At 61.2% G+C, this 20,805-nt stretch carries 19 protein-coding genes; 6 read left to right on the top strand and 13 right to left on the bottom strand.

Annotation, left to right across the window (positions count from 1 at the left end; translation table 11 throughout):
• Positions 1-309: 309 nt before the first annotated feature.
• On the bottom strand, positions 310-1,599 hold the full coding sequence (locus DW178_RS03210; RefSeq protein WP_158574021.1) for an SLC13 family permease: 1,290 nt from the start codon (positions 1,597-1,599) through the stop codon (positions 310-312).
• A 234-nt stretch (positions 1,600-1,833) separates the two neighbouring features.
• Here DW178_RS03210 and DW178_RS03215 point away from each other — a divergent pair, with 234 nt between their 5' ends.
• Positions 1,834-3,108, top strand: a complete 1,275-nt coding sequence (locus tag DW178_RS03215; protein WP_118349662.1) for an MFS transporter — start codon at positions 1,834-1,836, stop codon at positions 3,106-3,108.
• A 241-nt stretch (positions 3,109-3,349) separates the two neighbouring features.
• On the opposite strand, the gene DW178_RS03220 is transcribed toward DW178_RS03215, so the two are convergent.
• The 5 genes from DW178_RS03220 to DW178_RS03240 all read right to left on the bottom strand — a co-directional run bounded on the left by DW178_RS03220 (position 3,350) and on the right by DW178_RS03240 (position 8,491).
• The gene (locus tag DW178_RS03220; protein WP_158574023.1) at positions 3,350-4,219 is read right to left on the bottom strand and encodes a C39 family peptidase; all 870 of its coding nucleotides are present in this window, start codon (positions 4,217-4,219) and stop codon (positions 3,350-3,352) included.
• 422 nt (positions 4,220-4,641) lie between these two features.
• Entirely contained in the window at positions 4,642-5,115 is a 474-nt protein-coding gene (locus DW178_RS03225; RefSeq protein ID WP_118349664.1) for a PaaI family thioesterase, read from the bottom strand.
• A gap of 126 nt (positions 5,116-5,241) precedes the next feature.
• Positions 5,242-5,670, bottom strand: coding sequence for a PaaI family thioesterase (locus tag DW178_RS03230; protein ID WP_118349665.1), 429 nt, complete (start codon positions 5,668-5,670; stop codon positions 5,242-5,244).
• An 80-nt stretch (positions 5,671-5,750) separates the two neighbouring features.
• Positions 5,751-7,283 carry a lysylphosphatidylglycerol synthase transmembrane domain-containing protein gene (locus DW178_RS03235; protein WP_118349666.1) on the bottom strand — a complete coding sequence of 511 codons (1,533 nt, stop codon included), beginning with the start codon at positions 7,281-7,283 and terminating at the stop codon, positions 5,751-5,753.
• 8 nt (positions 7,284-7,291) lie between these two features.
• The gene (locus DW178_RS03240) at positions 7,292-8,491 is read right to left on the bottom strand and encodes an ATP-grasp domain-containing protein (RefSeq protein ID WP_118349667.1); all 1,200 of its coding nucleotides are present in this window, start codon (positions 8,489-8,491) and stop codon (positions 7,292-7,294) included.
• Between the two features lie 352 nt (positions 8,492-8,843).
• Between DW178_RS03240 and DW178_RS03245 the strand changes: the two genes are divergently transcribed.
• Both DW178_RS03245 and DW178_RS03250 read left to right on the top strand, forming a co-directional pair.
• Complete coding sequence (locus DW178_RS03245; protein WP_118349668.1) at positions 8,844-9,335, top strand: fluoride efflux transporter FluC; 492 nt, start codon at positions 8,844-8,846, stop codon at positions 9,333-9,335.
• The gene (locus DW178_RS03250) at positions 9,332-9,712 is read left to right on the top strand and encodes a fluoride efflux transporter FluC (protein ID WP_118349669.1); all 381 of its coding nucleotides are present in this window, start codon (positions 9,332-9,334) and stop codon (positions 9,710-9,712) included. Before DW178_RS03245 ends, DW178_RS03250 begins: the two co-directional genes overlap by 4 nt.
• 5 nt (positions 9,713-9,717) lie before the next feature.
• On the opposite strand, the gene DW178_RS03255 is transcribed toward DW178_RS03250, so the two are convergent.
• The 4 genes from DW178_RS03255 to purN form a co-directional block, all read right to left on the bottom strand.
• Positions 9,718-10,617, bottom strand: a complete 900-nt coding sequence (locus tag DW178_RS03255; RefSeq protein ID WP_118349670.1) for a J domain-containing protein — start codon at positions 10,615-10,617, stop codon at positions 9,718-9,720.
• A gap of 319 nt (positions 10,618-10,936) precedes the next feature.
• Entirely contained in the window at positions 10,937-12,580 is a 1,644-nt protein-coding gene (gene purH / locus DW178_RS03260; protein ID WP_118349671.1) for a bifunctional phosphoribosylaminoimidazolecarboxamide formyltransferase/IMP cyclohydrolase, read from the bottom strand.
• 114 nt (positions 12,581-12,694) lie between these two features.
• Complete coding sequence (locus DW178_RS03265) at positions 12,695-13,684, bottom strand: XdhC family protein (RefSeq protein ID WP_118349712.1); 990 nt, start codon at positions 13,682-13,684, stop codon at positions 12,695-12,697.
• Positions 13,677-14,291: a phosphoribosylglycinamide formyltransferase gene (purN, locus tag DW178_RS03270; protein WP_118349672.1), complete on the bottom strand. Its 615-nt coding sequence runs from the start codon at positions 14,289-14,291 to the stop codon at positions 13,677-13,679. Before purN ends, DW178_RS03265 begins: the two co-directional genes overlap by 8 nt.
• A gap of 407 nt (positions 14,292-14,698) precedes the next feature.
• Here purN and DW178_RS03275 point away from each other — a divergent pair, with 407 nt between their 5' ends.
• Positions 14,699-15,580, top strand: coding sequence for a Fic family protein (locus DW178_RS03275; protein ID WP_118349673.1), 882 nt, complete (start codon positions 14,699-14,701; stop codon positions 15,578-15,580).
• A gap of 36 nt (positions 15,581-15,616) precedes the next feature.
• Here the strand turns inward: DW178_RS03275 and DW178_RS03280 are convergent, their stop codons facing one another.
• Genes DW178_RS03280 through DW178_RS11245 form a run of 3 tightly spaced genes read right to left on the bottom strand, consistent with a single transcriptional unit; the run spans position 15,617 to position 17,894 of the window.
• The gene (locus DW178_RS03280) at positions 15,617-16,546 is read right to left on the bottom strand and encodes a DUF4268 domain-containing protein (RefSeq protein WP_118349674.1); all 930 of its coding nucleotides are present in this window, start codon (positions 16,544-16,546) and stop codon (positions 15,617-15,619) included.
• Positions 16,547-16,605: 59 nt separating this feature from the next.
• The gene (locus tag DW178_RS03285; RefSeq protein WP_147363797.1) at positions 16,606-17,739 is read right to left on the bottom strand and encodes a hypothetical protein; all 1,134 of its coding nucleotides are present in this window, start codon (positions 17,737-17,739) and stop codon (positions 16,606-16,608) included.
• A 2-nt stretch (positions 17,740-17,741) separates the two neighbouring features.
• Entirely contained in the window at positions 17,742-17,894 is a 153-nt protein-coding gene (locus DW178_RS11245) for a hypothetical protein (protein WP_158574025.1), read from the bottom strand.
• Positions 17,895-18,085: 191 nt separating this feature from the next.
• Here DW178_RS11245 and DW178_RS03295 point away from each other — a divergent pair, with 191 nt between their 5' ends.
• Together DW178_RS03295 and DW178_RS03300 are read left to right on the top strand one after the other, a co-directional pair.
• Positions 18,086-19,702, top strand: a complete 1,617-nt coding sequence (locus tag DW178_RS03295; protein WP_118349677.1) for an N-6 DNA methylase — start codon at positions 18,086-18,088, stop codon at positions 19,700-19,702.
• Positions 19,689-20,804, top strand: a complete 1,116-nt coding sequence (locus DW178_RS03300; RefSeq protein WP_118349678.1) for a restriction endonuclease subunit S — start codon at positions 19,689-19,691, stop codon at positions 20,802-20,804. Before DW178_RS03295 ends, DW178_RS03300 begins: the two co-directional genes overlap by 14 nt.
• The last annotated feature ends 1 nt before the right edge of the window (position 20,805 follow it).

A 20,805-nucleotide genomic window follows, 5' to 3' on the forward strand; every position in this document is an offset into this window, starting at 1 on the left:
GCCGGTGCACCCAAGCATGCCGGCAACGCTTTTGTATAGGCGTACGCCTGCACGAACATTAGCTACGCCAGGTATGCAGTGAGGTTGAAACCGGAGAGCTCCTACTGTAACCGGCGCAAGACCGAATGGGGTATCCTTTTCACCGGCGTGCGCCAGCGCGCACAGCTAGCGCACGCAGTACGCAACCGCACGCGCCACGGCCGCCCAAGCCGCCCAGGCACCCGCGCAGCGTGCGCACGCTGCCGAACGTGTTCCAGCACCTGGTCGAGCAAGGCGCCACGGTGGTGGCGACCGAACACGACCTGGACTTTAAACAGCCCCCAAAACCACGGCAAGCGCAAGCAGCGCCGCCAAGAACGCAATGTTCCAAGCCGTGAACACAAGCAGATAGCGCCCGCGGATACCGGGGCGACCGACCATGACCGCCTTGAACGTGATGAGGCTTGCCATGGACGCGATGAGCGTGCCCAAACCGCCCAGGTTCGTGCCCACGATCAACGCCTGCCACTGATCGGTGAACCCCGAAAGCAGCACCGCTGCCGGCACGTTGCTGATAACCTGGCTGCCTCCTACCGCGGCAAGCAGCGCGTTGCCGCCCACCGCCGCAGAAAGCGCCTCGTGCAGCACCGGAACGCGACCCATGTTCCCCACGAACACGAACAGGGCCGCAAAAGTAGCCAACAGCCCCCAGTCGACGCGCCGCAATAAGCTTGCATCGGAGAGCGAAACGCTCACCAGCACCAACGCCAGCAAAACGCGAACATCCAGCACGCCCAAAACCGCAGCCAGGCAGCACGCGAACAAGACGCCATACATCGCCAACCGCTTACGCGAGCGGGCGGGGAAGCATTCAAGGGAAGCGGACTCAATCGACGAGGATGCCGGCGAAGCCCCGTTCGCTGAGCGGGCGGGCATAAAATCAGACGCGGAACCTTCCGGGGCCGTCCAGCGCGCAGGCGGAACCTGCATCGCCGAATTATCGGCGGTGTCATCGGACGCAAAACCGCCCGATGATGCAAATCGGCCAACGCCACCCGCGCCGCGCACTTCGCCGCCTCGAAAACACAGCACGCACGCGAGCGCCAGCATCGCACCTGACGCAGCGGTATACGGCCCCATGAGCTGGAGAAACTCCCCAACACCCATGCCCGAGGCCGTGAACAGGTACAGGTTCTGCGGATTGCCCACGGGCGTGAACATGCTGCCGAGGTTCGCCGCGATGGTCATGAGCGTGGCAACCAGGCACATGCGGCCCTCCATGCCCGCGCGGCGCAAAACCACCAAAGCCAGCGGCACGAACGTGATGAGCGCGACGTCGTTGGTCACCGCCATGCTGGCGAAGAACGCAAGCCCGACCAGCACGCCGGCAACAGCGCGCTGCGTCCGAGCACGTGCGACCAGCCACGCTCCCGCGGCATCCAGTACGCCAAGCGAACGGAATCCCGCCACCACCGTCATCAGACAGAACAGCAGCGCCAGCGTATGCCAATCAACGTAGGCGGCATACCCGGCATCGGGCGGCACAAGGGCGCACGACGCCAAGGCCGCCGCAACAGCAACGACCAGCACGGTCTCGCGCGCCGCAAAAGCCCGAATCACGCGCACAGCCGACCGAAGCGATATGTTTTCCGTCCTAATCATAAGATGCAAGGGTATCACGTTGCCTTCGAGCGCAACGGGCAAACCTCCCGGCAAGCGCAAACCCGCGCCTCGCTCGCCGCATTATCGCGATTCCGTCAGCTTTTCGCCGATTGAAACATGACGCCGCTATGCTAGATAACCGTACGCGCTAAGCGCGATACGGCAATACCGTCCCGAAGGTGGTTCCAACGCATGTTATTCGCCAAGATCAAGCAGCATTACGAGGCCGTGGTTGCCGTGTGCTGCTTCCTGATATTGTTCACGAACGTGGGCCTGCCCTCCACGTCGTTTTCCGTATACCAGCCCTACCTGGTCGATCTGCCGGGCGTTGGGCATTCGGGCGGGTCGATCATCGTGTCGGTGCGCACGTTCGTGTCGCTTCTGGCCATGCTCGTGGTTGGACGCTACTATGACCTGGTCGATTGCCGCATCGGCGCGTTTTTGGCAACGCTGAGCGTCAGTGCCGGGTTTGCGCTGTACTCGCTCGCCGGCAGCAACTTCGGCATGCTGTGCGGCGCCTCGGCGCTGACGGGCCTGGGTTACGGCTTCGGCGGCATGATCGCCTCGACCATGCTGATCAATCGGTGGTTCAGGGCGAACGTGGCCACCGTGGCCGGCGTCGCCGCGGTGGGCTCGGGCGTGGCAGCCATCGTCATCCCAAATGCGGCGGTGGCGCTCATCAGCGCTTTCGACCTGCAGACCGCATTCAGGGCAGAAGCGGCGTTGGCCCTGGTTATCGGCGTGACCGTGTTCGCTCTGCTGAGAAACGACCCACGCGACATGGGCCTTGCCCCCTACGAGGGAAGCCCGAAGGCGGTGAAACGCGAGCAAGAGAAGAGCGCCCAGCAGCTTGAACGCGTAAGGAAACGCCACGTCAACCGCGATCTTTCCCCGCGCACCATGCCGCTTCTGTTTCTGGCCATGATCATCATCGGCTGCGTGTCGGTCGGCGGCGGCAACTACCTGGCCGTGCTGTTCACCTCCGAAGGCTTCTCCGCCGAGCACGCCGCCACGCTCGTGGCCGTCAACGGCGCGTGCCTGACGGTGGCGAAGCTGGTCAGCGGCATGGCGTTCGACCGCTTCGGCACAAAACGCGGGTCGGCGGTCTTCTTCGCCCTGTATATCGCCGGCACGGCGGTGCTGTGCCTGTCCGACATGGGCAACACCGGGCTTGCCGGGCTGGGCGTGCTCATGTTCGGCATCGGCATGTCGCTCGGCACCGTGGGCATTTCGGTATGGTCGATTGAGCTAGCGCCGCGCGGCAAGGAAACGCGCACCATCAAGAACTTCCAGGTGTGCTACGCGCTGGGCGGGTTCATCTTCACCTTCCTGCCGGGCTTTTTGACCGAAGCGTTCGGCACCTACCTGGTATCGTACGCGTCACTGCTGGCGATGCTGGTGGTGGCAGCCGTCATCGTAATCGGCGTCTATGCCGCAACCGACAAACGCGCAAACCCGGACACTTAAGGGACACTTAGGGGACGTAGGGTTTTGTGTCCGAAATCGCACAGGAGACGCGGCGCGGACGCGGAGCATAAGGCGGCGAAAAGAAGCGGAGCAAACACGCCCAAGCACGCAAACCAAGCACCCGGACACTTAATGCTACATCCCCGATCTGTCACGATTCGTCACGGACACTTTGGGGACATAGGGTTATGTGTCCGAAACGCGCTCGGCACCCGAGGTGCGGGATGCGACCGCGAACCGTTTACGCAATCGCCAGCGCCATGGAGCCGCACTGCTCGTAGAGATATTTGAACCAGTCGTAGTTGACGGTCACGTAGCCCTGCGTGGGGTCCATGATGCACGCCCGGTGGCCTTCCACACCCAGCAGCACTACGCAATGCTCCAGGTCATAGAAGGAGTTCGCCTCAAGTGGCTCGTCGAAATACGGGTCCTCGAAATCGAGCGTGGTCCACACGAGCACCGGCGTTCCAGACGACGCCTTGCTGGCAAGCTCGTCGAAATCGGCGCCGGTGAGATTAGAGAAACGCTCGCTTGCGCCTTCTTCCTCCAGGTAGGCGTTGCCTGCCGCCATGATGGCGGGCGGCATGCCCTCGCCCGACCAATACGGGTCACCCCAGAACGCCGAGGCGTAGTCGTCGCCTTCCACGTCGAATGGCAGCTGGTTCGCCACAATGGAATCGGGATCGGCGTCGTGGCCCATAGCCTGCAAAACCGCGGCGAGGGAATAAATCTCGCACCCTGCCGGCATGCTAGGATACTGGAACAACTCGGGCACGCTCGCGCTCGTGCCGCTCAAACCGGTGAAACCTGCCATTTGCGTCACATTTGCGCGGCCGAAACCGCCCATGGCCTCCTGACCCATCGCGCCCAGGACGTCGCGGCGATTGCGGGAGAACCCCTTGGCGTCGTCAGGGCGCATACCGGGCGCAACGAATTCAGCAGACTCGGCATCCGGGGACTGCTGCGCCTCCACCGAGCCGTCGGAAGCGTACGCCGTTTCAAGCGCTTGCGATTCCAAGGCTTCCTGCGCGGCCCCCTGATCGCCGCCACCGTTTGCCACGACGTGCCCATAGGTCGTCAAGACGCCGACGAGCACAACGACAGCTAACACAGCAGCCGCAATCGCGAGCAAACGCCTGCGCGCAAACCAGCTGCTACCGCCGATCACCGCGCCACCGCCCCTGATAAACACGCCATTGTGCGCAACACGGAAGGCGCCCGCATTAAGCCGCGCCTCGTCACATGAACGAATATGACGCGGAAGCGTCACGCGTGCATGGCGTCCTTGCAAGGACGCGTGCTTCTCAGCATAAATGTCGATAGGTTCTCCCATCACCACGTTCTTCCTAGATTTGCGCGCACGCAAAAGCGTACGGCTTGCGTTCGTTTTCGAACATGGTAACCGCGATAGCTGAAGCATTCCTGAAAGCCAAAAAACGCTGCCTGCCCAAAGGACAAGCAGCGTCTTCAACGACAATGCGAAGCTGATCGAAACCCGGGCAGCTCAACCTGCCGCGCGGCGTAACCTCGGCGCTATTCCCCGAACAGCTCCAAGGCTTCCTTTACGATGGGGTCGTCGGGCTTGATGTCGGCGACGTTGTGCATGGTGCACGTTGCCGTCAGGCACACTTTCCCGGCTTCGTTTTTCACCACGACTTCGGCAACGCACGAAGAGCGCCCGAAATGCACGTTACTGGCCTCGAGCACCAGCTTCTCCCCGATGGCGACGCCGCGAACGAAGTTCACGTTGGCGCACTGGGTGACGGCGTGCTTGCCGTACGACCAGGTGATGGTGGAGCCCACTACGTCGATGACGGCCATAAGGAAGCCGCCGAACGTGCCGCCGCCGGTGTTCGTAGCGTTCTCGGGCACCGTTACCGTGCTTCGCGTGAAGCCCGGCTCGATGACCTCGGGATTCATATCGTTGATGAACGCGCGATTGCGCTCGTACAGCATACGCAGGCTGGTACGGACATAGTCCTTCATAGGTCCTTCGGGTGCCGTCATTGCCGCCTCCTTCGTTTTGTGCGCCCGCACAAGCGCATCGACGCCGCATGCGAGCGCGATGGAATGCCTGCCGCCACACCTCAAAACGCAACGCGCGTTCAGCCCCAGCGGCAGGCGGTTAGCGCTTTACGCTTTGTGCTCCGCAGCCAGCTTGCGCTGCTTCTCGGCGAAATGCTCCTTCGTCACGATCTTCGTGATGAACGTGCCCTCCGAGATGGTGTCGCCAAGCTCGTCGGTTGCGATGACGTGCCAGAACTGCTTGCGGCCGCCGTACGAGGGATCCTCGCGCTCAAGCTCGGCGACGCCGGTGATGACGCCGTCTTTGCGCGCCTTCTTGTGGCGAATGGTGGTTTCCAGGCCGAAAATAAGCTCCTTGTCGAAGTCCGTCAGTTCCTCGGCAGCGCGCGATGCGCACGATTCCAGCAGCGCGATGGTGGCGCCGCCGTGCAAAAACCCATGCGGCTGGTAGATTTCCGGACGCACGGGCATGCGCATTTCCACGCGGTTCTTCTCAACGCTGATGGTGGTGATGCCCAAGGTGTCGAGCAACGTCATAAGCTTCCTCCTGATAACGAAACAGGGCCGCACACAAGCGCGGCCCCCAACCTTAACTTGGTTTGTGAATAAGTATACGGTTACGAACAACCCTCTTCGCCGGGCAAATCATCAGGCGTGTCCGCCGCATGCGGCGCCTGCCCAATAGTCGCCGGCTCAAAAGGCACGCTAGGCTGCTCCTGCGTGTCCGCAATCCGGACAGAAGGCTCGGTTCGCTCCGCTTCCGCAGGCACACCGGCCTCGGCGAACGGCACCGTTTGAGCAGCAGGTGAAACCGCAATCCCCTCCGCAAAAGGCACCGTACCGGCTGAAGGCACGGGCGTTTCACCCTCCACAAAGGGAACCGTGCCGGCGACCAGCGCAGGCGTATCGCCCTGCGCAAAAGGCACCGTCTGAGCAGCGGCACTCGCCACAGCAACGCCACCTTCCGGCGCCGCACCTGCGGCCTGCTGCCCGCCATGCGCCGCATGCGCATCCACCATGCGTGAGCGAAGCGCGGCAGCGCGCTTGAACCGCACGGCGTCGGCATGCGCCTCTTCCTGCAGGCGCGCCGCAGTAGCGGCCGTGCCGGCGACAGCTCCCATGTCCTGGTCGTACGCCGCCTGCTTCACGTCGCCCTTGAACGCCTTCGTGGTGTTGATGAGCACGGCGCCGATGATGAACGGCATCCAGAACACGATGCCGCGATACACCAGGCCGATTGCCGTACCGGCCGCCGCCGACTCGCCGAAGCTGGTGAACGCCACCACGACGGCCGCCTCGACCACGCCCACGCCCTGCGGCGTGACCGAGATCATGGCGAACAGCGTTGCCACCACGTAGCCGCACACCAGCGCCGGCGCCGTGTCGACGCCGAACCCGATACCCACCAGCGCGAAGCACGAAAGCTCGCACAAGCTGGCGATCAGCGAGCACCCGTACGCCTGAAGCGTAGGCTTGGGGCTATGGCCGATCATGCCGGCCGCCTCGGAAAACGCCTGCGCGATGCGCTCGGCCCACGGCTCAAGCGGCTTTTTGCGCACACGCGCGACCACCTTGCGGCTCACACGTTCGACCGGCCGCAAAAGGCGCATAAGCAAATCGGGCTTTTTGTGCGCCAGGATAAGCAGCGCCACCATGGTTCCCACCAGGCACAATACCACCATGCCCATAAGGAACCACACAGGCGATAGCCCCACCGTGACCGCCAAGAAGATGAACGCGCACACCATAAGCGTGGAGAACGCGCCGTCGATGGTGATCTGCATGAGCAGCGCCGCGCCCGTGGCTTTGCCGGCGGGGATGCCGCGCCGTCGCGCGTCGTCGACCACCAACGTGGTGCCCGCCAGGTTCATGGACGGCGCGATAGTATTCATGAAAAACGTACCGAATACCAGTGGCAACGTGGATTTCGGCTCCATACGCTCGCCCACGGCGGCGAAGCTGCGCGAATAGGCGAAGCTTTGCGCGAAGTACTTCCCCAGCTGCGTGAGGATGGCCGCTACCAGCGGCAGGGGGCTTCCCTGCTTCATGGTCTCCCCCAGCTCCACCAACTGGTCGCCGCGCAAAAACACCACCGCAAGCACGATGATGAGCACCACGCCCATGAACAGGTTCTTGACGTTGAATTTCATGCGGCCGCCTAACGTTGACCCGCGGCGTCGCCGCAGCTCAGGAACTCGCGCAAATCGGTGTGCATCAGGAAGTCGAGCTCGGCCTTGCCGCGTTCGTCAAGGTCGGTTTCCAGGAACAGGAAGCCGTAGCAGCCAAACGTGGGCACATCGAACTCGCGCAGCTCCAAAACCCTATCGAAGCACTCGGAGAACGCCGGGTAATCGAACTCCTCGTTCCCCGTCACGCCCTCCGGCGGGTTAAGCAGCGACATGGTGTACACATGGTCGCCCGCATAAGCGAACGCGGCATCGTAATCGGGCACCGCGTCGGTCAAAAACGCCTCGTAGGTGCGGAAACCATAAGCGTGCTGGGCAACGTCGGTACCGCCCAAGCCGGCGAATCGCAAAGGATTGAATTCGATGGGCCGGATAACGCCGCCGTCCTGCTCGTCCACGCGAACCTCAACATGCACCGGGAAGTTTCGTGCTCCCACCAGGGCGTTCACGCGCGAAAGCCACTCCTCGAAGGCAGGCGCCTTCTCGCGCACGATGGCTGCCGACGTGGCGTACATGCGGTCGGATGTGTCATCGGGACCGGCGAAATCATGACGCAGCACGTTAAGCACGTGCGCCGCGCCCTGCTCGTCGAAAAACGCATCCAGGGCATATTCCTGCCCCGTGATGAACTGCTCCAGGATGAAATCGCTGCCGGCAACCACGCTGTCGGGATACATGTCCGCCCAAGCAGCCGCGTTCGACGCGAAATCGGCAAGCGCCTCGTCCCAATCGGCACGGCAACGCACCGCATGCACGCCCATGCTGCAAAACCCGCGGGCGGGTTTCACCACGAACGGCATATGCGGCTCAAGCTCGGCGAAATCGAGTTTCCCCAGCTCATCAGCCGTGCATGCGCGGAAAAAGAAGCCCTCGTCCATCTGCGCCAGAAGCTTGCGCATGGCAACCTTGTCCTTGAACACGGTGATGGCGCGCGTAAGGCCTGGATTGTCCGCATGCGCGCAAATCCACTCGAGCGTGTTCTCGGAGTTGGTGTACACGCGCTCGCCCGCGGAAAGACGCGAGGCCGCCTCGGCCTCGTCGACCAAGTGCAACGCCCGCCCAGACGCAAAAGCCGTGCGCTCGGAGAACGCATTGCGAAGCACGGGGTGTTGCGAAGATTCAAGCCATTCCAACAACTGCGGCGAAGCATACGGTTCGTCAAGGATGACCATGGCAACCCCCTTCTCTAGCGGCCAGCGCAAACACGACCCTCTAAGCATAATAAGGAAGTATACCCCCATCAGCGCTACACAGCACGATCAGCGCCCGGCCCTCACGCAAAGAGCAGCGCCCGACAGGCATGAGGCGAAAAGGCACCGGAGCGCGCTTGCGCACGGAAGCCCCTCAAGCCTTGATGCCGGACGGGAAACCAATGCCACCGCCTATGCAACAGAGTCCCGGCACCTTCCGCAAAAGCGGCCAGCAAGCCCGACCCTTGCGGAGCGCAATACGCAACAAACAGCACGCCCCTTGCGGAGCGCGGTATACTGCTGCGCAGAATAACCGATTCGGAAAGGGGCATCAGTGCACGGCAATATCCCAGATGCGGTGGACCATGCGCTGCGCAGTCCTCGCTCCTTGGCGCCGTTGGTGCTGGTCATGGGCTTTTTGGGCGCCACGGCGCGCTATGCCCTGGAGATGCTCCTGCCCGCACAATGCGGCTTCCCCGTCGCCACGCTTACGGTGAACATATTCGGTTGTTTCACGTTGGAGATCGTCAATCAATTCGTTGCGCGCCGAACGAACCTGCCGGCGCCGTTGGTGAAATCGATGGGCATCGGGCTTATCGGGGCGTTCACCACCATCGCCGCGCTTTCCACCGAGAACCTGGCGCTTTTGCAGCAGGGGCGTTTCGGCATGCTCGCGCTGTACCTGGGCATCACCGTGTTCGCCACGTTCGGGGCCGCCTACGCGGGAAAGCGCATTGCCGACGCTATGGGCCCGCGCTACAGCGAGCATCACCAGGTCACGGCTTCGTCGGCGGATTCTCCGCAAAACGGGGGCGATGCGCAATGAGCCCACTGACGTTGATCATGGTGGGCGTGGGTGGAGCGGCCGGCGCGCTGTGCCGCCACAGGGCGCTTTCGTTCATGAAACCCCGCTCGAACAGCTGGTTTCCCTGGCCAACATTGCTGGTGAACCTTGCGTCGTGCACCGTTGCCGGAGCAGCACTCGCTGGGGCCGCCGCGCTCGGGCAAACCGCCTACATAGCGCTGACCATGGGCTTTTTGGGCGGCTTCTCCACGCTTTCCACCATGAACTGCGAGGCTGTCGATATGGCCGCGGAAGGGCATCGCGGAGAAGCAGCCGCATATCTGGTGGTCACTTACGGCTCGACCCTAGGCGCCGCCGCACTGAGCTTCGCCCTGGCGCACACAATCCTGGGCGGCTAGCTTCCCTACAGCCCCACCTTCGCTGCCTGGTACGTGCGGATGCGGTCGCGGAGGTTCTGCACGTCGAACAGCACCGATACCAAAAATGCCACGGTGAGCGGAGCGCCTACGAAGCCGTTGCGCGGCGCCAGCATGAAGATGAGCGGCGCGCCGAAAATCATGATGGGCACCAGCAGCATGACGAGCAGGCTTCCCATGCGCTTGTACAGGCCGTAGATGATGGACGCCATCACGTACAGGAACAAGCCCGTTGCCGAGGAACCGGCGATGGAGAGCACCGCGAGGGCCACCACCTTGGCGGCGACCATGAGCGCCTCGTCGCGCAGGCCCTTCTTCGCGCGGGCAAACACCTCTTCGCCGGTCTGCTGCTGCGCGCGTGCGGCGCGGAACGGCGCGAACGGGTCGAAGGGGTCGTACTCAACAGCGAAGCCGCCGAACGGCCACTCGGCGCCACCGGTGCGTTGACCTGTGCCGTTCTGCCCCGAGCCCGAACGCTGCGAACCCGCGGCACCGCTGAAGATGTCGTCCCAGCTGGTCCACACGTACGTGGTCTGGCCCTGGGTCGCGTCGCCGAACGGCCAGCCGGCGAACGGGTCGAACGGGTTGCCCTGGCCGGACGCGCCGCCCTGCCCCGCCGAGCCCGTCGGATGCGCATAGGGGTTACCCGCATACGGACGCGGGTCGCGGCGCGGGTCGAACTCGGGCGACCAGCTGCGGTTGATCAGCACGTCGCGCGCTTCGTTGATCTGCTTGGTGAGCTCCTCGGCCTCGGCGCGCTCCTTCGAGTCCAGGGGGAATTTGTCGGGATGATGGGCGATGACGAGCTTGCGATGAGCCTTCTTGATCTCATCGTCGCTAGCCCCGTCGGCCAAGCCCAGTATTTTGAGTGCTTCTGATTTCTTCATAACGCCGACTATACGGGACGATGCCCGCCGCACAACCGCAACGCCGGGGATGTCACGCATTCGTCAGAAAAAACCAGCGCGAAAATCGCACGGACTCGCCAAAATCAGCGCATAAGAAAGCGGCCCGCCGAAAAGGCGGGCCGCTCACAGGCTTCGCTTCCCCACGCCCTGACGGGCGCAGCGGACGCACACGATGCCGGCGACTCGGACGCAAGCGCATCACGCGCACACACTCTCAGCGAGGCGCACCCGCCAGCACGGACGCACCAGGCGGGCGCGTCAAGCGGCACACACCCGACCCGCCCGCCGGCAACGCCGATTAGTGGCGGAAGTGGCGATGGCCGGTGAACACCATGGCGATGCCGTGCTCGTTGCACGCCTGGATGGACTCCTCGTCGCGCACGGAGCCGCCGGGCTGGATGATGGCAGTGATGCCCCACTCGGCCAGCGTGTCCACGTTGTCGCGGAACGGGAAGAACGCGTCGGACGCGCACACCAGGCCCTTGGGCTCCACGCCCATGCGCTCGCACGCCTCATGAGCGCGCTTGCACGCCAAAAGCGCGCTGTCCACGCGGTTAGGCTGGCCCGGGCCCATGCCGATGCCGGCGTGGTTGCGCGACACCAGGATGGCGTTGGACTTCACACCCTTGCACACGCGCCATGCGAACATGAGCTCGTGCATCTCGGCGTCCGTGGGCTTGCGATCGGTGGGAACGGTGAAGGTTGCCGGATCCTCGGAGACGTGGTCGACGTCCTGGACCAACACGCCGCCGTCAACGGAACGGACCTCAACGGCAGCCGGGGCGTCGATGCCGCCGGTGCGCAGCACGCGCAGGTTCTTCTTCTGCTGCAGAAGCTCAAGCGCGGCGGACTCGAACTCGGGGGCGATGAGCACCTCGACGAACTGCTTGTTCTCGTTGATGTGCTCAACCATCTCCAGCGTGACCTGGCGATTCGCCGCGATGATGCCGCCGAAGGCGCTCTTCGGGTCGCAGGCGAAGGCCTTGTCGTAGGCCTCGGTGATGGTCTCGGCCGTGGCGGAACCGCAGGGGTTCTGGTGCTTCAGGATGATGACCGCCGGCTCGTCGAGCTCGCGCACGAGAGACCAGCACGCGTCGGTGTCCAGGATGTTGTTGTAGGACAGCTCCTTGCCGTTGAGCTGCTGGGCGTTGACCAGGCTGTGCTCATGGGCGAACTCGTCCACGCGGTAGAAGACGGCCTGCTGATGCGGGTTCTCGCCGTAGCGCAGGTCCTGCTGCTTCTGCATGTACAGGGCGCACTCGGGCGGGAACTCGCCCTGGGCCTCGATGCCCTCCTCGCAGCCGCAGCCGCAGCCCTCGCCGTGCTCATGCGGATGCGCAGCCTGGACCTGGTCGAACAGGAAGTCGGCGATGGCGCCGTCGTAGGCGTTGGTGGTCTCGAACACCTCGAGGGCCAGTTCCATGCGGGTCTCGCGCGTGGTGGCGCCGCCGTTGGCGCGCATCTCGGCAAGGATGCCCTCATAGGTCTCGGGGTCGGTGACCACGGTGACGCTCTCGAAGTTCTTCGCGGCGCTGCGCAGCATGGAGGGACCGCCGATGTCGATGTTCTCGATGCAGGTGCCGAAGTCCGCGCCGGACTCGACCGTCTTCTCGAACGCATACAGGTTCACGACCACCATGTCGATCATCTGGATGCCGTGCTCTGCCGCCTCGGCCATGTGCTTGGCGTTGTCGCGCTTGGCCAGCAGGCCGCCGTGCACCATGGGATGCAGGGTCTTCACGCGACCGTCCATCATCTCGGGGAACTTCGTCACCTCGTCGATGGGCGTGACCGGCACGCCGGCCTCCGCGATGACGCGGGCGGTGCCGCCCGTGGAGATGATCTCCGCGCCGAATTCGTCATGCAGCGCGCGGGCGAACTCGACGACGCCCGTCTTGTCCGTCACCGAGATGAGTACGCGCTTGACCTTCGGATCTGCCACTTGCTCTCTCCTTACCTTGAACCGTTCCTGTTAAGTCCGTTCCTTATCGCAAAGCGGGGCTTTGCGCCGAAGCGCCGCCCGCAAGATGCCTGTTTTGGGGTTGCCTGCCGAGCCCTAGCGGCCCAGGCTTTCCTCGTGGCGCGCCCGCGCCTCGGGGCTGTAGCGCTGCGTATATCGTACATCGACCAGCTCGGCCACGATGGAAATAGCCAATTCCGCCGGGGTTTTGGCACCGAATTTCAGGCCGATGGGCCGCTTGATGCGTTCCCAGTCCGCCTCGGAGGCGCCGCGGGCCAGCACCAGATCGTGCACGGTGGAGTTCTTCCCCTTGCAGCCCATCATGCCGACGTAGCGCACGTTGTGCTTGACAGCCCATACGCAGCCATCGGGGTCGAACATGTGGCCGCGCGTGAGCACGCACACGTAGTCGCCGGGCGCGGGGGTGAGCTTGTCCAGCTCGTCGAAGTTACCGCCGTCGAGCAGCACGCGCGTAGCGTCGGGGAAGCGCTCGGGCGACAGGTACGCCGGGTCGTAGTCGACCGCGGTGACGGCAAAGCCCACGTGCGCGGCCAGCGCGCTCACCTCGGCCGCAGCGTCGGAGGCGCCGAGCAGCCACACGCGCACCTGATCGAACAGCGGGACGGAAAGCCAGGTCAGGCCATCGAACTGCTCGTTGTGCATGCCGGGGCCGCGGGTGATGTCCTTCATCTGGAACACGTCGCGCGGGCTGGGCGTACGCGCGGAGACGATCTCCTTCGCGTCGTTGCAGAAGAACACCATGCCGGCACCGTCGGCCGAGCCGGTGTCGCCGTACTTCTTCGTGACCTCGTTGTCGGTGTTGGCCTGCGCGGCGGCGGGGTCGAACACCACTTTGAAGCCCAGCCACGCCAGGTCGCCTTCTTCCATGGCGCGGGCAGCGCGCTCGAAGGTGGGCGCGTCTGCGGCGGTGAGGGCGGCAGACAGTTTCCCTAGGTCGTCGGGCGAAACGTGCATGTTGCCCTTCAGCGCCTCGGCGGAAAAGCACGAGAAGTCGGCGGGCGAAAGCTCCACCGCGCGTCCCGCGCGCAGATCGGCGGCGATGCCCGCCAGCGTTTCCTTAGTCAGCAAGGTGCACCTTGCCCCCCGCGTCGACGTTCACGCGGCCGGCTGCCAGCCAGCCCAGCACGCGCGGATACAGCTCGTGCTCCACCTGGTGGATGTGGGCTTCCAGGGTTTCAAGCGTGTCGCCCTCGGCCACGCGCACCGGCTCCTGCGCCACGATGGGGCCCTTGTCGTAATCCTCGTTGGCGAAGTGGACAGTGACGCCCGTGACCTTCACGCCCGCGTTGAACGCATCGGCGATGGCGTGCGCGCCCTTGAACGAGGGCAAAAGCGCCGGATGCAGGTTGAGCACGCGGTTGGGGAAGGCGTCGAGCATGACGGGCGTGACCTTGCGCATGTAGCCGGCCATGACCACGTACTGCGCGCCGGCTTCTTGCAGCGCGGCCACGATCTGCGCGTCGGCCGCCTCGGGGTCAGCGTACTTTTCGCGGTTCATGACCAGCACGGGGATGCCTGCGGCGTTGGCGCGCTCGATGCCGTACACATCGGGACGCGACGCGACCACCTTCACCACCTCGACGGGCAGGCCCTTTTCCGCCTCATCGAGGATGGCCTGGAAATTCGTGCCGCTGCCGGAGAGCAGCACGCCGATCTTCAACTTTTCGGACACGAGACAGCCTTTCATCAAGCGGCGCCCAACCAGCCCCGCGATTCGCACTATGCAACCAGTATACGTGCAGGCGGCGAAGCAAGCCCCCGCTCTCGGCAAGCGCCATCAAGTATTCAAGGGGAAGGAGAAAGGGGAAGGACCCCTTCGCCAAGCACGCGCGGCGCGTTCGCGCGGGAGCACTTGGAAACGCGAAGAGTCATCGCGGACACACCCCCGTCCCCTGTTCACCGCGAGAGGCCTTCGCGAACACGCCCCTGTCCCCTGTTCGTACGCAGGGCAGGCGCACATCTGAGCGACGTCGACGGTTGGCGTGTTATCATGTTCCGATAACGCACAAGCGTTCGCGATTGCGGCGCAACCATAGGAAGGGGCTCCTACGCGGAGCGGGGCGACCCCGGGTAACCGTTATGTACGCAGACAGCTACGATGATTTCGATTATCGGCCGGCTTCCGAATACACTTCGGAAGAGCGACGCAGGCACTGTTGGGCCGTCGCCATCGGTTTGCAGGACGTCGACGGCCTGAAGGTGTCCGACTACCTGCGCGACCAAGCTCATGCCTACATCCTCGGCGAAAAGGGGCTCGATGAAGTTGGCGAACTCGTTCGCGAACGATATGCCGGCGCCGACGCAAACGGCGAAAGCAAGGAAGCCGACCTGGTAAGCCAACGAATCGCCGAGCTGCTCACGCGCGGCGCGTTCTTCCTTTCGCCCGACATGCTCACCACCATCCACGCATACCTGTTCCAGGACCTCGACCCCGCGGTATACCACCCCGGCCAGTTCAAAAGCGAGCGCCTGATCAAGCAGGAGGAGGTCCTCAACGGCGACAGCGTGCTGTACACCGACCCGCTGACCTACGAGATGTCCCTTCGCGGCGCATTCGCGAACGAGGCAGCCGCGGCGTACACGACGTTCACAGACGAGGAGCTGCGACGCTTCTGCCAGACCATCGCGTTCCTGTGGCAGGTCCATCCGTTTTACGAAGGGAACACCCGCACCGTCGCCGTGTTCTCGGAGTTATACCTGAACAGCTTGGGGTTCCAGGTGGCGAACGACCCCTTCGCCAAACACGTGCGGTACTTCCGCGATGCGCTGGTGCGAGCGCAATATCGCAACGCAGCCGCGAAGATCTTCCCCGACGACTCGTTCCTGATGCGGTTCTACAAAAACGTCATCGGAGAAGACGGCGGAGAATTGAACCGCACGGAAATGATCTGCGCCCGCCTGTTCGAGGACCCCAGCCTGCTACGCAACGTCGACCCCAAGGATGCGCTGTGCAAAGCATAGGGCGAAGGGCGGCGATTCGACTAAACGCGTAAGCGCCTACAGCCCCAACTCGCCGATAACCTGCTTCATGGCAAGAGCCCACTCGAGTTGCTTGGCTATGAACCCAGGCCACGCAGCTTCGTTGCCCTTAATTTTGCAACCATCCGTGTAGAAGCGAAGGCCCGAGGCCTTCTTGGCATCGAAGGGTGCAGCTACAAGACCAAGCCTTTCTTCGAACAAGGCAGTATTGTCAATGGCCTTGTAGCCGATCTCCTTATCATCCGGCACGTAAAATTCGATACCGATGCGACCGCGCTGCGTATCTATAAGCAGCGCAATATGGTAAGCGGACGTACCACAGCACAACGTTGTCCAGTGGTCTTTCGAGGGCTTCTGCGGGTTGAACGCCTTCAAAAATTCAGACATCGCCTGGGCCACCTCGCGATATTTGGTCCAGTACGGCAGCTTGACGCGCTCGGTCTCGGAGAGGCCCTCGCTGAGCCTGATGGTCTTCGTCCACTCGTTCGGCCGCTCGACCACGTTGAAGCGCGGGGCGGGCAGTGAGTCCCCGATGGACCACAGCTCTATCTCTATCAGGAAGAACTCGAAGTCGCTGTCGGTGTGCTGGTTGAGCCACTCGATGGCCTGACGGTGCTCGTCGCGCGCACGTGACACCACCCACACGACGACCTCGGCGCCCTTGCCAGCGGCGTAAGTGATTACTTTGCCTAAGTGGTCGCGGTTAGTGTCCTCGAGCTGGTTCTCGATGATCACCTTGCGCCCAGTGCCGGAATCCTGCGCATAGATGTCGACGTTGAACGAGCCCACTGACGACTCAGTTTCTATAAGCTCAAGCTCAATGCCGACTGCTGAGCTCAGTATGGCAAGGTTGGGTTCCTCGGAGAGCCACTTGGTGAAGTCAAGCGCCTCGTGTGGCCATACATCGCGCAGCTCAACCTTCTTGAGTTTGTCGAGGTTGTATTTCATCGCATTCCTATCAAATCATTGGTGCGTAGCCGCTTCGCCCGTATCAATTGAGAATTGAGCTATGCGCTATCGTTGCCCCAGCGCTTCCGCCAATTCTCCATCCGCGCGCGCTTCTCCGATGGGTTCATCCCGCCAATCGCCTTAAGAACATCCTGCGGTTCGATACTCCCACTTTTGTGCTTCAAGGAATCTTTTGTTATGTCGTAGGCAAGCTGAACGGACGTCGTCGCAGCAAAGGGCTTTCCCTTCCGCACCAGATTGACTGCTTCGGCGGCTCCGTTTATCGCATTGCTGAACAACTCGATGGCGTCCATCTGCTCGGAAGCGTTTTCGACCAGATAGTCAACACCGTCGTTTGCTACGCTGAACTTAACCTTTCCTTGTCTATCCTGTTTACCGAAAGGCGCTTCTTTCCCAAGGCCTAAATATGGCGTCTGGATTATGCCTTGTCGAGTGGTACTCGTTTCGAACATGCCATTGTTACATCTGATAATCGCAGCGTCCTTCACCTCTTCGCCGAAAAGCGGGCAAAACGCAAGCATAATCCAATCAACATGAGCCGAAGCTTTCTTGAGAAGATCATAGGCATCGCAACTAATTGGAAACTGACCTGGAGATAGCCTGGACTCCCTAAAGCCATCAGTGAGGAACCATCGGCTCAAATCCGTATGGAACTCAATTAAAAGTCCAAGTTGAATATCGGCATTAGCATAAAGCTGCGCCATTCGCTCGCGATACACATCGAGCTTGGACACGTGCCCGCGACCGTCCGTACCGAACAGCCCAGCATCAAGCGAAGTGCTGATGTCGTCAACGCAGGCGTTTGATTGCTCCCGTATCGCCCGGCTGATCAAATCGCCAAACTCTTGATAAGCCTCCTCTGTTAAAGCACCTGCGCAAGCGGCAACTTCGTGCCGTTTTCGAAACCGCTCCGCATCGGAAGAGAATCTTGCAGATTTCGACTCAACCTTCTTGCCCTTCCCGACATGATGGTCGACCCGGAAATGCTCCATGCCGACCATTCTTCTTCCACTTTCGGCTGTGATGAGAATATCGGGCCTATCGAATGGGCGGGCGTCGCCCGACAGTCGGGCGACGTTCCTTCTCGCTTCTCCGCCTTTTGCCTTCGCGACTTTCAACGATTGCTCATAAACGGACAGCTCTGCCTCCTCTTGATTCTCCTTGTGGCTCATGGTCAACTCCCGATCCATCCCTCCATCGCTTCAAGCAAGTCCTCGTACGTTGCCCCATTGTGGCAGAACACGTCGTTCATGCCCATCTTATAAAAGAACTTCCTGACGCGAACGATTTTGACGTTCTCCATGTCGAAGATCCCCACTGCACCCATAGTGCCCTTGTTTTCGGCAACAAAGAGCACATAGCGTGTTCGCCTCTCCATTTGCATCGCATTTACGATATATACCCACTTCTACCATGGGTTTTATGTCCTGTTGAATGCTAAACTAATGCGAAACGATTTTCACGAGCGGTTGGTTCCCTTATCTTACACTTCCCGCTTTTCAACCTCACAGGAGCCTTATGGCACGCAAAAGCACCAAGAAGAACGATTCCGAGCTTACGCTTGAGCAAGTGCTGTGGAACTGTCGCGTCGCGCTTCGCGGCGTCGGCAGCATGGAGAAGAACCGCGACGCTGTCATCAGCCTCGTATTCCTGAAGTTCGCCGGCGACAAGTTTAATAATCGCCGCAAAGAGCTCGTCGAGCAGTACGGCGACATCCCAGCGTTCCTTGAGAAGCCCTCTTTCTACAACGCGGTCAACGTGTTCTATTTGCCCGAACCCGCACGGTGGACCTACCTTGTCGACCACGCAGGCGACAACGCGATCGCCACCATCATCGACAACGCCATGAGCGAGGCGGAGAAGGCGAACCCCTCGCTTAAGGGCGCGCTGCCGCTGGGTCTGTTCGCCACGCTCGGCGCGACCAAGAGCTCCATTAAGTCGCTCATAGATGAGATCGCCAAGATCAGCGAGAAACGCTACCACGAGGAAGACCTTATCGGGCGCGTGTATGAGTACTTCTTGCAGACGTTCGCCGTCGGCAGCTCGAAGGAGGACGGCGAGTTCTACACGCCCGCCTGCGTCGTTCAGCTTATCGCCGAGCTCATCGAGCCGTACGAGGGGGTCGTCTACGACCCGTGCTGCGGCTCCGGCGGCATGTTCGTGCAGTCTCACAAATTCGTTGAACGTCACCACGGCAACAGCAGCGCGATCTCGGTGGTCGGGCAGGAGTCGAACCCCGACACGTGGCGCCTATGCAAGATGAACCTTGCCATCCGCGGCATATCGAACAACCTTGGCGAGGAAGCCGTCTCGACTTTCGAGAAAGACCAGCATAAGGACAAGAAGGTCGACTACATCATGGCCAACCCGCCGTTCAACCTTAAGAACTGGCGCGGAGAGGATGAGCTTACCAAGGACCCTCGCTGGACAGGCTATCCCGTGCCCCCAGTATCAAACGCAAACTACGCGTGGATCTTGCACATGCTCTCCAAGCTCGACGTTAACCATGGGATTGCGGGCTTTCTGCTCGCTAACGGCGCTCTCAACGCCGACGGCAACGAAGGCGCTATACGCCAGAAGATCCTCGAGAACGACAAGGTCGAGGCCATCATCGTATTGCCCCGCGATATGTTCTACACCACTGATATCTCTGTGACGCTTTGGATTCTGAACATGGACAAGGGGTCCGGCGAAAAGGCAGGTCGCAAGCTGCGCGATCGTCGTGGCGAAGTGCTGTTCATGGACCTGCGCACGTGGGACGAGAATATCGAGAAGTATACGTACGATAAGAACAAGAACAAGAAGAAGACCGTACTCACGTCTGAACAGATTGCTCGTGTTAAAGACATCTTCGAGAGCTGGCGCTGCGTTGATGGCAGCTACGAGGACGTGCCGGAGCTGTGCAAATCCGTACGCATCAAGGGCGACGACTCTGATGGACTCACTATCGAGAGCCATGGGTTCACACTTACGCCGAGCAAATATATTGAGTTCATCGACCATGATTTGGACATCGACTACGAGAAGGAGATGAGCCGCATCCAGACCGAGATGAAGGAGCTTTTGACTACCGAGAAGAAGTCCCAGGCCATGCTCGAGGCCGCGTTCGAGGGTATCGGCTATGGAATTGACTAAAGCTAGCCTGCGGCATTATCTAGAGCTTGTTGAACGCCCCAATAGCGAAGCCGTTTATGGCATTGATGATGTCCGTGGTGTCAATAACCAAAAGCTCATGATACGAACGAAGGCAGACATCTCTTCTCGCGACCTTACAAAGTTTCAAATAGTGATGCCTGGTGAATTTTTCTTTAACCATAGGACTTCACGCAATGGGTCGAAGTTCAGTATCACGTACAACTATGACGATGTGCCCCATATTGTTACCGAGGACTATGTTGTATTTCGCGTGGCTAACGAAGGTAAGCTTTGCCCTAGCTGGCTTTATCTGTACGTTTGTCGCAACGAGTACGACCGCTACGTTATTCAAAACTCATGGGGCAGTTCGACAGAGTTCTTTAATTGGGAAGACTTTTGCGAAACCGAAATCCTGTTGCCGCCGATTGAGGTGCAACGGAAGTATGTCGCCATCTATGAGGCGATGCTGGCTAACCAGCGGGCATACGAGAAGGGCCTCGACGATCTCAAGCTGACGTGCGACGCGCTTCTTGATCGGTGCAAGAAATCGAAGACGTGGGAACCTGTCGGTAACTACTTACGTGAAGTCGACGTTCGCAACTTTGACGGCAAGTGTGGCGTAGCTTACGGTGTCAACATCAAGAAGGAGCTTATGCTCTCCAAGGCAAGCAGCGACGACTTGCTTAAATACAAGCTGGTCAAACCAGGTCAGATTGCATGCAATCTGCTTCATGTCGGTAGAGATGCCTCTTATCCGATTGCGGTGAACGAAACGGACTCCTGTATTGCTGTTTCACCAGCGTACTCTGTTTTCATGGCATCGAATACTGATATGGCAGTGTTTCTAATGGCTTGGTTCTCTCGTGCGGAAATTGGTCGCAATGGCTGGTTTATTTGCGATGACAGCATTCGAGGCAGCATGGCTATTGACCGCTTCTTATCTTGCGAAATGCCAATCCCCGACGGTGAAACAATTAAAGCTATCGCTGAATTAAGGAGAGCGTATTGGACGAGGGCGCGAATTAACGCCCGCCTCATAGCCCAGCTCAAGGACTTATGCCCCATACTTATCCGGGGCTCAGTCGAGGAGGCGTCGAGGTAAT

The sequence above is a fragment of the Eggerthella sp. AM16-19 genome (assembly GCF_003474385.1).
Classification (GTDB): domain Bacteria; phylum Actinomycetota; class Coriobacteriia; order Coriobacteriales; family Eggerthellaceae; genus Senegalimassilia.

What these genes read in the sequence shown, in the direction of transcription:
- DW178_RS03215 (WP_118349662.1), top strand. Translation starts at nt 1,834, where the DNA reads ATGTTATTCGCCAAGATCAAGCAGCATTACGAGGCCGTGGTTGCCGTG.
- DW178_RS03225 (WP_118349664.1), bottom strand. Translation starts at nt 5,115, where the DNA reads ATGACGGCACCCGAAGGACCTATGAAGGACTATGTCCGTACCAGCCTG.
- DW178_RS03230 (WP_118349665.1), bottom strand. Translation starts at nt 5,670, where the DNA reads ATGACGTTGCTCGACACCTTGGGCATCACCACCATCAGCGTTGAGAAG.
- DW178_RS03235 (WP_118349666.1), bottom strand. Translation starts at nt 7,283, where the DNA reads ATGAAATTCAACGTCAAGAACCTGTTCATGGGCGTGGTGCTCATCATC.
- DW178_RS03240 (WP_118349667.1), bottom strand. Translation starts at nt 8,491, where the DNA reads ATGGTCATCCTTGACGAACCGTATGCTTCGCCGCAGTTGTTGGAATGG.
- DW178_RS03250 (WP_118349669.1), top strand. Translation starts at nt 9,332, where the DNA reads ATGAGCCCACTGACGTTGATCATGGTGGGCGTGGGTGGAGCGGCCGGC.
- DW178_RS03255 (WP_118349670.1), bottom strand. Translation starts at nt 10,617, where the DNA reads ATGAAGAAATCAGAAGCACTCAAAATACTGGGCTTGGCCGACGGGGCT.
- DW178_RS03275 (WP_118349673.1), top strand. Translation starts at nt 14,699, where the DNA reads ATGTACGCAGACAGCTACGATGATTTCGATTATCGGCCGGCTTCCGAA.
- DW178_RS03280 (WP_118349674.1), bottom strand. Translation starts at nt 16,546, where the DNA reads ATGAAATACAACCTCGACAAACTCAAGAAGGTTGAGCTGCGCGATGTA.
- DW178_RS03285 (WP_147363797.1), bottom strand. Translation starts at nt 17,739, where the DNA reads ATGAGCCACAAGGAGAATCAAGAGGAGGCAGAGCTGTCCGTTTATGAG.
- DW178_RS11245 (WP_158574025.1), bottom strand. Translation starts at nt 17,894, where the DNA reads ATGGGTGCAGTGGGGATCTTCGACATGGAGAACGTCAAAATCGTTCGC.
- DW178_RS03295 (WP_118349677.1), top strand. Translation starts at nt 18,086, where the DNA reads ATGGCACGCAAAAGCACCAAGAAGAACGATTCCGAGCTTACGCTTGAG.
- DW178_RS03300 (WP_118349678.1), top strand. Translation starts at nt 19,689, where the DNA reads ATGGAATTGACTAAAGCTAGCCTGCGGCATTATCTAGAGCTTGTTGAA.